The sequence below is a fragment of the Rhodovulum iodosum genome (genome assembly GCF_041020385.1).
GTDB lineage: Bacteria > Pseudomonadota > Alphaproteobacteria > Rhodobacterales > Rhodobacteraceae > Rhodovulum > Rhodovulum iodosum.
In genome coordinates this window covers 1537980-1550728 of record NZ_JBEHHI010000001.1, presented here as the reverse complement: position 1 = coordinate 1550728, position 12749 = coordinate 1537980, and the positions used below count along the sequence as shown (strand labels likewise).

The 12749-nt window shown below is 68.3% G+C and carries 8 protein-coding genes and 1 tRNA gene; 4 read left to right on the top strand and 5 right to left on the bottom strand.

From position 1 onward, the window contains the following. Positions 1-58 precede the first annotated feature (58 nt). A complete protein-coding gene (locus tag Ga0609869_RS07575) occupies positions 59-583 on the top strand; it encodes a DUF2478 domain-containing protein (RefSeq protein WP_125408497.1) in 525 nt (174 codons plus the stop codon). A 29-nt stretch (positions 584-612) separates the two neighbouring features. Here the strand turns inward: Ga0609869_RS07575 and Ga0609869_RS07570 are convergent, their stop codons facing one another. The 3 genes from Ga0609869_RS07570 to Ga0609869_RS07560 form a co-directional block, all read right to left on the bottom strand. Continuing rightward, the gene (locus tag Ga0609869_RS07570) at positions 613-2631 is read right to left on the bottom strand and encodes an amino acid adenylation domain-containing protein (protein ID WP_125408496.1); all 2019 of its coding nucleotides are present in this window, start codon (positions 2629-2631) and stop codon (positions 613-615) included. Between the two features lie 45 nt (positions 2632-2676). Beyond that, the gene (locus Ga0609869_RS07565) at positions 2677-3903 is read right to left on the bottom strand and encodes an ATP-grasp domain-containing protein (protein ID WP_125408495.1); all 1227 of its coding nucleotides are present in this window, start codon (positions 3901-3903) and stop codon (positions 2677-2679) included. A 310-nt stretch (positions 3904-4213) separates the two neighbouring features. Continuing rightward, positions 4214-4290 (bottom strand) — tRNA-Met (locus tag Ga0609869_RS07560). Positions 4291-4431: 141 nt separating this feature from the next. On the opposite strand from Ga0609869_RS07560, the gene Ga0609869_RS07555 reads away from it, so the two are divergent. From Ga0609869_RS07555 to Ga0609869_RS07545, 3 genes are all read left to right on the top strand, one after another. After that, the gene (locus tag Ga0609869_RS07555; protein ID WP_125408494.1) at positions 4432-7158 is read left to right on the top strand and encodes a glycosyltransferase; all 2727 of its coding nucleotides are present in this window, start codon (positions 4432-4434) and stop codon (positions 7156-7158) included. 154 nt (positions 7159-7312) lie between these two features. Further along, positions 7313-8734 (top strand): mannose-1-phosphate guanylyltransferase/mannose-6-phosphate isomerase, encoded by a 1422-nt coding sequence (locus tag Ga0609869_RS07550; RefSeq protein WP_369022843.1) that lies wholly within the window; start codon positions 7313-7315, stop codon positions 8732-8734. 15 nt (positions 8735-8749) lie between these two features. Further along, positions 8750-10153 carry a phosphohexomutase domain-containing protein gene (locus Ga0609869_RS07545; RefSeq protein ID WP_125408492.1) on the top strand — a complete coding sequence of 468 codons (1404 nt, stop codon included), beginning with the start codon at positions 8750-8752 and terminating at the stop codon, positions 10151-10153. 7 nt (positions 10154-10160) lie between these two features. Here the strand turns inward: Ga0609869_RS07545 and Ga0609869_RS07540 are convergent, their stop codons facing one another. Beyond that, entirely contained in the window at positions 10161-10622 is a 462-nt protein-coding gene (locus tag Ga0609869_RS07540; RefSeq protein ID WP_125408491.1) for an Lrp/AsnC family transcriptional regulator, read from the bottom strand. 114 nt (positions 10623-10736) lie between these two features. Further along, entirely contained in the window at positions 10737-12671 is a 1935-nt protein-coding gene (locus Ga0609869_RS07535) for a calcium-binding protein (RefSeq protein WP_125408490.1), read from the bottom strand. Between the last annotated feature and the right edge of the window lie 78 nt (positions 12672-12749).

The following is a 12749-nucleotide window of genomic DNA, read 5'->3' as shown; positions in this document are numbered from 1 at the left end:
CCGCCCGGTGACCGGGCGGGCGCCGCCTTTTTCAGTCAAGCCGAAGGAACACAACGCAATGCACCTTGCCTATACGACGATGCCGGGCCGCGGCGATGCCGGGATGCTGTTTTTCGACCTCGCGAAAGAGCTGACGGCGCAGGGCGCGCGGGTCGCCGGTCTGGTCCAGATCGACCCGCGAGCGCCCGACAGCCACCCGTGCGACATGGACCTCAGGGTGTTGCCGGACGGCCCCGAGATACGGGTCTCGCAATCCCTCGGCGCGGGGTCGCGGGGGTGCCGGCTGGATACCGGGGCGCTTGAAATGGCCGCTGCCGCGGTCGGCCGCAGCGTTGCCGCGGGCGCCGATCTGTTGATCGTCAACAAGTTCGGCAAGCTGGAATCGCAAGGGCGCGGCCTTTGCGGCGCCATCGCCGAGGCGATCGGCCGGGACATACCGGTGATCGTCGGCGTCAACGATCTCAACCTCGAGGCGTTCCTCGATTTTTCCGATGGCCTCGCCACGGCCCTGCTGCCGCGGCGCGATGTCCTGATGGGGTGGGTCCGTCACCTGGCCGACGACCGGCCGGTGCCCGTCGGCTGAGCGCCCGCACCGGGCCTTGGTGGATGCCGCTACCCCGGCGCGGCGCGGTCCGTGCTGCCCGCAAGCACCACGCCATCTTCGGGCAGACGCTCGGCCGCCCAGCTTTCGACCGCCATTTGGTGGACGCGGGCGCGGATGTCCTCGGGCACCGGCGCGCCGATTCCGGGCGGACGCACGGGATCGTCGTGAAACAGGTAGAGCCGCGCGCAGAACTGCTCGATCGGCAGCGAGGCCTCTCCGTGCCGCTCTCCGAACCCGGAGGTCGAGACCACGACACCGCCGCCCCAATCCTGGCCGCTGTCGTTGTTGGGGTTGTAAAAATAGATCCGCATATCGCCGTGCTGGTCCTCGGCGACGCGCAGGATGGCGATGGCGTGCCAGCCAACGAACCGCGCGGCGCTGTCGGTCACCGCGATCCCCGCGGGCTGCGGATGGATAAGCGGGCGCCCGCCGTTGAAACGCGGATCGTAGCTCTTGAAAAACCGGGTGAGGAACGTGTCGAACTCGGCCAGCCGCCCGGTGCCGACATCAACGGCCACAAGACAGGCCCGTGACACCCACCAGCCGTGGAATTCGGGGTTGACCCAGCGATGCGGTTCGCCGCCGCGCGGCGCGCAGAGCCGGCCCATCTCTGCATAGATCCGGTCCAGGTGGGGCACCAGAACCACCGAGACCGGGTCGGCGTCGATCGGCGCCGAAAGCGCCAGCCCGGCCGGCAGGTCGGCCGAGTTGATCGGCTGACCCTCGAAATGCATCAGCACCGAGTCGAACTCGCCCGCCTGGGCGATCAGGTTCAGCAGGTAGTCGGGGTCGTTGAGAGCCCACATCGAGATAGCTCGGGCCGACTGGCAGGTCGGGTTGGCGCCCTGTCCGACGCCAAGCGGCTGGCCCAATACCTCGAGCACCCCGGCCAGAAGCCGGGTTTCCGGGGCCACGGCGTCGCCAAAGGCCAGCGCCAGCCTCTGCGCCGTTCCTGGCGTCAATTGCATCGACATCTGCCGCCGAAGGGCCGGGGCCAGGGGCGGCAGGTGCAGGATGCCGCGCTCCAGCAGCATGGCCAGGCCATAGGCCGCCTGCGGCGTCCATTCCGAGACCGCCGCATCGATCAGGTCCACCGCCAGCCCGCGCCAGCGGCGCCAGCAATCCTTGCCCGTCGGCCCCAGGCCCAGCGCCTCGGGCACCAGCTCGACCTCGGCAATCGGCGCGACCCAGCGCAGGAACGCCGCGTGGTAATCCGAAACCAGGCCCGTGTCATGCATCGCCCGCGCAAACCCCTGCGCCTCGCGGTGCAGCCCGGCCTCGTCGAGATGGCCGAGCCGGCCGAGATAGACGGCCACGCCGGGGTCGTCGCGGCATTCGGTGGTAGGGCCGAACAGCGCGCTGACAAGGCGCTCGACGCCCAGCCGCTCGGCGCCGGCGTCAAGCCCCTGCCGCGTCATCGCGATGGCCATCTGGGTAATCATTTCCTTGACCGGCGCACTTTGGACCGGACGCTGTTCGAGGATGCGCCAGATTTCGTCGACCAGCACGCCAAGCACGTCCTCCAAACCGACATGCTCGGCAACGAAGCGAAAGACATTCTGGCGCAGCCCCGGGTTTGCCTCCTGCCGGTCGGCCTCGGAGTTACCGGCAAAGAAATGCCGCAGGTTCAGCGCCAGCACCTGGGTCAGGAAATGCCGCGCGTGTTCGGCGTGCAGGTTGGGGTTGGTCGCACGGCCCTGGGCAATGGCCAGAAACCGCAGCAGGTTCGCCACCTCCAGCGCCACCAGCGTGCGGTCGTCCGAGGACAGGGTCTGGCCGACGAGCTGCGGCAGCAGCGTCGCGGGCGCCTCCCAGTCCGACCCCCAGAACAGCCCTGCGGCGTCCAGCGCCGGGGCGCGCTCGCGCAGCACCTCCAGCCCGCCGGGAACCTGGATCAGCCGCGACACGACGTCGAGTACCGGCATTTGATACCGGTGCTTGTTGAACCGTCGCGCCTGCTCGAGGCGCTGGAGCGCCACGTCCAGCGTCCCGGCCAGCCGCGCCGCATCCGGGGCGTCTTCAGCCATGAGTACCTGACCCTTCTTCTGCTCTGTTTTCAGCGATACCCGCCGTCAAACGTAAAAGTCCAACTCTTCCTGCGCCTTCAACAGATCGCGCAGGCGGTGCGGATCCTCGCCGAAGAAATAGGCCAGCCCCCAATGGGTGCCGAACGCGGTGCGCTTGGTGACCTTCTGCTCCATCGGTTCGGAAAGCTGGTGATACTCGAAATAGGGGTGGTCGCGGGTCGCCTCGGGGATCTCCAGACGGCTGACCACACGCCGGCGCGGATAGACCCCGAAACACCCCGCATGGCCCTTGGCGTCCTTGACCTCTTCGGGAAAGAAGGCGTCGATCTCTTCACGGGTGGCCTTGGGGTCGAACATCAGCACCATCCCCTGATAGCCGTTGAACCCGTAGGCGCGCTCGATCAGTTCCAGCGCGTTGAACCCCGGCGGACGATAGGCGACCTCGCCGAAATAGAGCTTGTTGTCGTTGGTCAGGAAATATTCCGGGTGGATGAAGCCGAAATCGATGTCGAAGGCCTCGATCAGCTTCTCGATTTCCTCGGTGATGCGGGCGCGGTGCTTTTCCAGCTCGGGTGTGGCGGGCACGAAGACCGAATAGCCCAGCGTCACATATTCCGAGATATTCAGGAACTCGATCTTGCGGTCCTTGATCCAGGCCTCGACGGCGAATTCCCAGCCGTCCAGGTGGCTTTCCAAGAGCGCGGGAAACTCCTCGTCGGGGATGTTGTCCACGTCCTCGGGCGTGCGGATCACGCGGTGCCCGGCGGTGCCCGATTTGTCGAATGCCTTGAAGTGGATCGGGTCGTTGGGGTCGCCGTCCAGCTTCAGCAGGGTCTGGTTCACGCGGACGAGAAACCGGATCACGTCGCCCCGGTCATGCGCCTCTTCGAAAACACCGACGCGGATGCCGCCGAGTTGCGCGCGGCGTTTCATCAGCGACTTGTCGCGGAACAGCATCGACTGGCCCAGCAGACGCGGGTTTTTCAGCAACACCGAGTTGACGGCGCCCGCCCATTCCACGGTCTCCTCGAAGAGCGGGATGGCCACGTCGACGCCCTCGTCCTTCAGCTTGGTCGCCAGCTCGTAGGAGCGTTCGTTCAGCCGGTCGAAATCCCACGCCATGTACGGGATGTCGTTTTGCTTGCAATAGTCCTCGGCCCAGGGCGGGGCCACCACGATGTAGCGGCGATCGAACCGGTCGACCGCGTCGATGGCGTTCAGGCTCCAGCCCAGGATTGCGATATAGCCCTTTTCGGGGTCGTAATCGGTCATGCTTGGCTCCTCTATCCGTCTTTTGACACATGGCGGCGGACCGCACAGCGCAGCGCGCTGGCGGAGCTAGGGACAACCACGTCGTTGGGAAAAGGCCGACCCCCGGTCGCTGCGGATGTGCGTTTCAGGTCATGGGGTATAGGTAGCGCAAAGCGGCGGAAGATTAAACCGCCCCGCCCGAAAAGGCGGCAAAGGCAGGTCCAGCCGCCCGCCATCGCGCGGCAGGTGCACGGCGTCACGCAGCGGCGCGAAGGGCACCGATCCGCCGCGCAAAGGCGCGGAATTGCCGATCGGGACTTTCAGGAAAGCTTGGTAGCGGAGGAGGGACTTGAACCCCCGACACAAGGATTATGATTCCTCTGCTCTAACCAACTGAGCTACTCCGCCAAGAGCGTTGCGGTAGCTAAGCGAGGCGGCGGCGGGCGTCAAGGGGGGCGGGGCGGCTTTCTGCGAAATGCCGGCAGCGGCCGGGGCGCTTTTCCCCGCCGCCGTTCGGGCCTATCCTGCGCCTCCCGAAACAGGCTCGCCATGACCGACGCTTTCGACCCAGACTGGTATGCCGCCGCCTATCCCGATGTCGCCGCGGCCGGGCTGTCGCCGCACGACCATTTCACCCGGTTCGGTCAGGCCGAGGGCCGCTGGCCCGCCCGCCCCGAGGCGCCGGGGCTGGAAGACGATCTCTGGGCCGGGTTCGAAGCCGAGGCAGAGCCCGCGCTCAGGGCGCTGGCCGACGGGCCCGAAGGGGCCAACCGCGACTGGGCCAACTGGGCGCTCGCCCGGCGGGCGGCCAGCCTGGGCGACTGGGCCGAGGCCGACCGCCGGATGACGGCGTTTCGCGCCGGCGGCTTCGGGGCGGCGCTGATCGGCGGGCCGGGCCCGCCGGTGCTGGCGGTGCTGTCGGCGGCGCGTGTCGGGGCCAGGCGACGCGCCGCCCAGATCGTGGCCGAAGAGACCGCCACGCGCGGCCCCCTGCACGAACTGCGCCTTGCAGGGGCTGCCGCCAGGGGCCGGGCGCGCGACGCCGTGGCTGCACTCAACGCGGTCTATGCCGAGGCCGGGCGCGCAGCGGTACGGCTGCGCCTGGGCCGCGCGCCGGCCCTTGACCGGCTGATGCCGGGCCGCCCGGCCGCCGCCCCAGAGAACGGCCCGCAGGTCAGCGTCATCGTGCCCGCCTACCGCGCCGAGGCGGTGATTGACACCGCGCTCGCCGGACTGCGCGCCCAGAGCTGGCGCAACCTCGAGATCCTCGTGGTCGACGATGGCTCGCCCGATGGCACGCGCGCGGTGGCCGAACGGCACGCCGAGGCCGATGAAAGGGTAAAGATGCTGCCGGCCGCGCGGAACCAGGGCGCCTACCCGGCGCGCAACCTCGGCCTTGCCGCGGCCGCCGGCGCCTTCGTGACCGTGCACGATGCCGACGACTGGTCGCACCCCGAAAAGATCGCCGCGCAGGTCGCGCCGCTGATCGAACGCGACGATCTGATGGCCACGGTCTCGCATTGGTGCCGGGCGACGCCGGAGCTGGGCTTTACCCGCTGGCGGGTCGAGCCCGAGGGGCTGGTGCACCGCAACGTCTCGTCGCTGATGATCCGCGCCGAGCTGCGCGAGCGGCTGGGCTATTGGGACCGGGTGAAGGTCAATGCCGATACCGAGTATTATTACCGCGTCCAGCGCGCCTTCGGGCCCGCCGCCATCGCCGAGGTGCTGCCCGGCGTGCCGATGGCGCTGGGCCGCGTCGACCCCGCGTCGCTGACCCAGGCCGGCCCCACCCATGCCCGTACCCAACATCACGGGCTGCGCCACGACTATCACCAGGCCGCCCTGCGCTGGCACGAACGCGCCAGCACGCCCGAAGACCTCTACCTGCCCCAGCACCCGGCGCGCCGGCCCTTCGACATCCCCGAAGAGATCGGCCTGGGCGACCCGCCCGCCGCGCTGACCGACGACGACATCATCCGCCATTCGGCCCTGTTCGACGGGCGCTGGTACCTGTCCAGCTACGAGGATGTCCGCCGCGCCGGACGCGACCCTGCGCTGCACTACCTCGAAAGCGGCGCGGCCCAGGGGCGCGACCCCTCGCCGTTGTTCAGCACCACGGGCTACCGGCTGGCCAACGACACCGGCGAGGCCAACCCGCTGCTGCATTGGGAGACCGAGGGCCGCGCGGCGGGGCTGCCGGCCCGGCCGGTCTTCGAAGGGCAGGCGCGCGTAGAGGGCCCGGTGCTGCTGGTCTTTGCCCATCAGGCCAACCAGGTGATCTTCGGGGCGGAACGCAGCCTTCTGGATATGCTCGGTCGCTTTGCCGCCGAGGGGTGGGCCGCCCACGCCGTGCTGCCTGCCGTGCACAACCCCGACTACATGGACATGATACGGGCACAGGCCGCGGCGGTGCATGTGCTGCCCTATCGCTGGCGCCGCGCGGGCCGGGCGCCCCACCCCGACACGCTGGCCGCGATGGCGGACCTGATCGAGGCGACAGGCGCGCGCGAGGTGCATGTCAACACGCTGGTCCTCGACGCGCCGCTTCTGGCCGCGCGGCAGGCGGGCGTGCCCGGCATCGCACATGTGCGCGAGTTGCTGGACGAAGACCCCGACCTTTGCGCCACCCTGGGCGAAGGCCCGGCCGAGGCCCGCGCCTGGCTGTTGGCCCATGCCGACCGCTTCGTCGCCAATTCGCCGCCCGTCGCCAAATGGCTGGCCTGCCCCGAACGGACCGAGGTGCACCTCAACCCGATCGATCCGGCGCTTTTCGAGCTGCCGCCGCCGGTGCCCGAGGGGCCGGTCCGCGTGGCGATGATCAGCAGCAATGTCACGAAGAAGGGCATCGCCGATTTCGTCGCCATGGCCCGCGCGCTGCAAGGCCGCGGCGTGGACCTGCGCTGCCTTTTGATCGGGCCCGAGACACCCGACCTCGCGGCCTTGCGCCCGTTGCCCGACAACGTCGAGACGCCAGGATACATCGACAGCCCTGCCGCAGCACTGTCGAACGCGGACATCGTCGTGAGCCTGTCGAAATTCGCCGAATCCTTTGGCCGCACCGTGACCGAGGCGATGGCCGCGGCCCGCCCGGTGGTCTGTTATGCCCGCGGCATGCCGCAAGAGCTGGTGCAAGACGGCCAAAGCGGCCGCGTGGTGCCCGCCGACGACCCCGAGGCCGCCGCCACAGCGGTGGCGGATATGGTTGCCGACCCCGATCGCCTGGCCCGGATGGGCGCGGCGGCCCGCACACGGGCGCGCGAACTGCGACAGGGCTGAGCGCGCCGCGCGCGTTTCCAAATTGCACCAAATATCGGGGAAAACGGGCTTGGCGTTGTCGTCGCTGCGGCTCGGGGCGCTGCGCAGTTGCCATCGCGGCCATATTATTCGACAAGAATTTCAGCACGCCGCCATTTCAGACGAGGGCCACTTTATGATCACTCCTGTTCTTCTCTGCGGTGGGTCGGGGACCCGGCTCTGGCCCTTGTCGCGCAAGAGCTACCCCAAGCAGTTTTCCCGGCTGATCGGCGACGAAAGCCTGTTTCAGGCCTCGGCCCGGCGGCTGTCGGGCGAGGGCTACGGCGCGCCGATGGTACTGACGAATTCCGATTTCCGCTTCATCGTGACCGAGCAGCTTTCCGATATCGGCGTCGACCCCGGCGCGATCCTGATCGAGCCGGAAGGGCGCAACACCGCCCCGGCGATCCTGTCGGCCGCGCTGTGGCTGGAAAAGTCCAACCCCGACGGGCTGATGCTCGTCGCGCCCTCCGATCATGTCATCCCCGATGCCGAGGCGTTTCGCACCGCGGTGACGGCCGGGGCCGCGGTGGCCCGGCAGGGCCGGCTCGTCACCTTCGGCATTGCCCCCACCCATCCCGAAACCGGCTATGGCTGGCTCGAGCTCTCCGCCAGGCCGGCGGCGGGCGAACTCACCGCGATCGACCTCGTGCGTTTCGTCGAAAAACCCGACGCGCCCCATGCCGAGGATATGCTGAAGGCCGGCCATTTCATGTGGAACGCCGGCATCTTCCTGTTCTCGGTCAAGTCCATCCTCGATGCCTTCCGGGCCCATGCCCCCGACCTGGTCGAGCCGGTGCAGCAGGCGGTGGACGAGGGCCAGCCCGATCTGGGCTTTCTGCGTCTCGCCCCCGGCCCGTGGGGCGAGGCCGGCGACATTTCCATCGACTATGCGGTCATGGAAAAGGCCGACAACCTGTCGGTGGTGCCCTTCGCCGCCGGCTGGTCCGATCTGGGCGGCTGGGATGCGGTCTGGCGCGAAATGCCGCAACAGGAGGGCGCGGTCGCAACGTCGGAGCACGCCACCGCCATCGACTGTACCAACACGCTGTTGCGGTCCGAGGATCCGGCGCAGGAAATCGTCGGCATCGGCCTGGACAACATCGTGGCCATCGCCATGCCCGATGCCGTGCTGGTGGCCGACAAGACCCGCGCCCAGGACGTGCGCAAGGCGGTGAACGCGCTCAAGTCAAAGGGCGCGAGCCAGGCCCAGCAACTGCCCCGCGATTACCGCCCCTGGGGCTGGTACGAGTCGCTCGTCATCGGGTCGCGCTTCCAGGTGAAGCGGATCGTGGTGCATCCCGGCGCGGCGCTGTCGCTGCAAAGCCATGTGCACCGCTCGGAACACTGGATCGTGGTGGAGGGCACCGCCAAGGTGACCGTCGACGACACCGTGACCCTGATCAGCGAAAACCAGTCGATCTACGTGCCGCTCGGCGCCGTGCACCGGATGGAAAACCCGGGCAAGGTGCCGATGGTGCTGATCGAGGTGCAAACCGGCAGCTATCTCGGCGAGGACGACATCATCCGTTACGAAGACGTCTACGCCCGCACCTGAGCCGAGGATCCCCCAATGAACCTGACCTGCTTCAAAGCCTATGACGTGCGCGGCCGCATCGGCGACAACCTCGACACCGACATCGCCCGGCGCATCGGCGCGGGCTTTGCCCACGTGATGGGGGCCAGGACCGAGGGGCGCGCGTTGCGCGTCGTGGTCGGCCGCGACTGCCGCGAGTCGAGCCCAGAGCTGGCCTGCGCGGTGATGTCCGGTCTGCGCGACCAGGGCGCGGAGGTGCTGGATATCGGTCTCGCGGGCACCGAAGAGGTCTATTTCGCCACCGCCCACCTGGGTGCAACGGGGGGCATCGAGATCACCGCCTCGCACAACCCGATGGACTATAACGGGATGAAACTGGTCGGCCCCGGCAGCCGTCCGATCGACCCGGGCAGCGAACTGGCCGCCATCCGCGCCGCCGCCGAAAGCGATCTGGAACCGCTGGCCACGCCCGGCGGGTACGCGCCCGTCGACACCCGGCCCGCCTTTGCCGCGCATGTCTGCGACTTCGTCGAGGCGGACAAGCTGAAGCCGATGAAGATCCTGGTCAACTCCGGCAACGGCACCGCCGGACCCACGTTCGACGCCATCGCCGCGGAACTGGCGCGCCGCGGCGCACCGCTCGACTTCGTCCGCGTCAACCATGTGCCCGACGGCAGCTTTCCCAACGGGGTGCCCAACCCGCTGCTGCCGGAAAACCGCGCGATGACCGCCGCGCCGGTACGCGCCGAAGGCGCCGAGATGGGCGTGGCGTGGGACGGCGATTTCGACCGCTGCTTTCTCTTCGACGAGGCAGGGGATTTCATCGACGGGGAATACGTGGTCGCCCTTCTGGCTCAGAGCTTTCTCGCCGGCGGCACGGGCGAGACCATCGTCTACGACCCCCGCGTCGTGCTGAACACCCGCGCGGTGATCGCCGCCAACGGCGGCAGTGCCGTCGCCTCGAAAACCGGCCACGCCTTCGTCAAGGCCAAGATGCGCGAGGTCGACGCGGTCTATGGCGGCGAGATGTCGGCGCATCACTATTTCCGCGATTTCTACTATTGCGACAGCGGCATGATCCCGTGGCTGAAGATCGTCGAATACCTGTCGCGCAGCGGCCAGAGCCTTGGCCAGTGCGTCGCCGAGATGCGCGCCGATTTCCCCTCTTCGGGCGAGATAAACTTTACCGTCAGCGACCCCGCGGCGGTGATCGAGGCCATCGTCGCCCAGCTGGGCGACGCGGCGGACGAGATCGACCGACTGGACGGGGCGAGCCTGGGTTTCGCCGACTGGCGCATGAACCTGCGGGCCTCGAACACCGAGCCCCTGTTGCGCCTCAACATCGAGACGCGCGGCGACCGCGCGCTGCTGGAGGCCAAGGTGGCCGAGTTGACAGCGCTGGTCCGCGCCGCAGGCGGGCCCGCGGCGGCGGCCGGCTAGGCCGATTTCAGACCGGCAACACGGTGGTGGATTTGATCTCTTCCATCGACAAGAGCGCGGTGATCTCGAAGACCCGCACCTCGGCGATGAGCGCCTGGTAAAAGGAATCGTAGGCGCGCGCGTTGGCCACGCGGATCTTGAGGATGTAGTCGATATCGCCGGCCAGCCTGTGCGCCTCCAGCACCTCGGGCCGCGCCTGCAGGACGGACAGGAACCGCGCCTGCCAGTCGGCGTCGTGCTCGGACGTGCGCACCAGCACGAAGAAACACGCCTCCAGCCCCAGCGCCTCGGGCGACAGCAGCACCGTCTCGGCGGCGATCACGCCCGCTTCGCGCATCTTGCGGATGCGGTTCCAGACCGGCGTCTTCGACGAGCCCACCTTGCGGGCGATATCCTCCAGAGACTGGCTGCAATCCGCTTGCAGCTCGCGCAGGATCCTGCGGTCGAGCGCATCCAGTGCCACGGCCATCGGCCACTCCCTTCCTAACCGACGCAACGCTAGGGCCGCGCGGCGCGGCGGGCAAGTGAAAGGGCGCGCACCGCTTGGGATGCGCGCCCCGACAAGGTGTCGATCCGGGCCGGATCAGGCCAGCAGGTCGAAGACCTCGCCGCCGATCTCGATGTTCAGGCTGTCCTGCCCGCTGCCGTCGACCAGCGCCCAGACGATCAGCCCGGCGGGCCGATAGATGACGAACGCTTCCTGCACGTCGTCATCGCCCGACCGCCCGGTTTCGGGCGACGAGGTATGGGTGAACCGCACCGAGAAGTCGTCGGCCGAGGCCGTGGCATCGCCGAAGAGCAGCACATCGCCATCGGCGGCGGTGTAGTCCTGCACCCAGTCAGACCCGTGATCGGCGATGCCGAGATGGTAGAACCTGTCCGCGCCGGCCCCGCCGTTGATCCGGTCGTAGCCGAACCCGCCGTTGACGAAGTCTTCGCCGTCGCCGCCGAAGACGAGGTCCGACAGCGCCGATCCGGTAATCACGTCGTTGCCGGCCTGCCCGCGCAGGTCGTCGGCGCCAAAGCCGCCGGCGATGGTGTCGTTGCCGCCCATGCCGAAGACAAGGTCGTTGCCATAGCCCGCGTCGATGCTGTCGTTACCATCACCGCCATAGATCACGTCGCGCAGGTCGGCCGAGCTGGCGCCGCCGAGGATCGTGTCGTCGCCGTCGCCGCCGTTGATCGTGTCCAGCCCGTCGCCACCCTCGATGGTGTCGCCGCCGCCCTCGCCGTAGAGTTCGTCATCGCCGCCGAGCCCGCGGATGGTGTCATTGCCCGCACCTCCGCGCAACACGTCCGGCCCCGGTGTACCGATCAGTTCCAACCCCACGGGCAACACCGGCCCCGAGGACGCGCTGACCAGCGATTCAGCGGCCCCGAACCCGTCGGTATAGGAAACCCGCACCGAGATTTCGGTGCCCAGGTCGGCCTCTCTCAGCGCGTAGCTGTCGCCCGCAGCGCCGTCGATACTCGCCCCGTCGCGCAACCAGGCGTGGCTGAAGGCGCCCAGCCCGTCTTCGTCTTCCACGGCCGACATGTCCGCGCCGAGCGTCTCTCCCACCGCCGCCGTGCCGGTCAGGGCCACGGCACCGGTCGGCGCGTCATTGACGTTTTCCACCGCACCGGTGGCCGCACTGATCACCTCTTCGTCGGTGCCGAACCCGTCGGTAAAGCGGTAGGCCACCGCGATCTCGGCCCCCACATCGGCCTGCTCAAGGGTGTAAGTGTCGCCGGTGGCACCGGCAATATCGACCCCGTCGCGCAGCCACTGAAAGAGGCCGGGGCCGGGTATCCCGTCTACATCGCTCACGTCGTCGGCGTCGGCTGTAAGGGTCTCGTCCTCGCGCGCCGTGCCGCTCAGCGCGGGCCTGCCCACCGGGTCGGTGTTGAGATGGATCACGGGGCCCAGCGCGGCGCTGGTCACCGATTCCGAGGCGCCCTCGCCATCGACATAGCTGACCTCGGCGGTGATCTCGGCCCCGATATCGTCGCCGGTCAATTCGTAGGTGTCTTCGTCCGCGCCGGCGATGGTCTCTCCGTCCCGATACCATTGGTAGGAAAACGTCCCCAGCCCCTCGGCATCGGTGATCGCATCGGTATCGAGGCCCAGCGTCTCGCCCGCGTTCGCGCTGCCTGTCACCACGAGCGCCCCTTCGGGCCGTGCGTTGTCGAGGATGTTGATCGGGATTCGTTTCTCGGTGCTGCCGTCGCCGAATGTGATCCCGGTCAGCGTCACGTCGAGAAAGGCGGTCTCGGTCGGCTCGACGAGGTCGTCGCCGATGCTGTAGATCGTGAATTGGACGGTCTGGCCCAGCGGCGTGCCGGGGCCGATCGGCAGGGTACCCCCGCCCCCGCCGCCGCCGTAATCGGCATCCGTCGCGGTGCCCGGCGAGATATCGTAGAAAAAGGAAATGGTGTCGGCTTCCAGATCCCTGAGGTCGAGCGACAGGGCGAATGTCGCCTCGGCACTCTCCACCAGGTCGATCCCGCCCTCGTTGCTGATCGTGGCTACTGCCATGGGGTTCCCCTTGGAAAGGACAAAAGAAAAAGGCGACCGCATGGTGCGCCGTCACGGACGCTACACCACACTTTCGCC

Bases quoted from the DNA above. Each gene is read 5' to 3' on its own strand.
- Ga0609869_RS07575 (WP_125408497.1), top strand. From the start codon at position 59: ATGCACCTTGCCTATACGACGATGCCGGGCCGCGGCGATGCCGGGATG.
- Ga0609869_RS07570 (WP_125408496.1), bottom strand. From the start codon at position 2,631: ATGGCTGAAGACGCCCCGGATGCGGCGCGGCTGGCCGGGACGCTGGAC.
- Ga0609869_RS07565 (WP_125408495.1), bottom strand. From the start codon at position 3,903: ATGACCGATTACGACCCCGAAAAGGGCTATATCGCAATCCTGGGCTGG.
- Ga0609869_RS07555 (WP_125408494.1), top strand. From the start codon at position 4,432: ATGACCGACGCTTTCGACCCAGACTGGTATGCCGCCGCCTATCCCGAT.
- Ga0609869_RS07550 (WP_369022843.1), top strand. From the start codon at position 7,313: ATGATCACTCCTGTTCTTCTCTGCGGTGGGTCGGGGACCCGGCTCTGG.
- Ga0609869_RS07545 (WP_125408492.1), top strand. From the start codon at position 8,750: ATGAACCTGACCTGCTTCAAAGCCTATGACGTGCGCGGCCGCATCGGC.
- Ga0609869_RS07540 (WP_125408491.1), bottom strand. From the start codon at position 10,622: ATGGCCGTGGCACTGGATGCGCTCGACCGCAGGATCCTGCGCGAGCTG.
- Ga0609869_RS07535 (WP_125408490.1), bottom strand. From the start codon at position 12,671: ATGGCAGTAGCCACGATCAGCAACGAGGGCGGGATCGACCTGGTGGAG.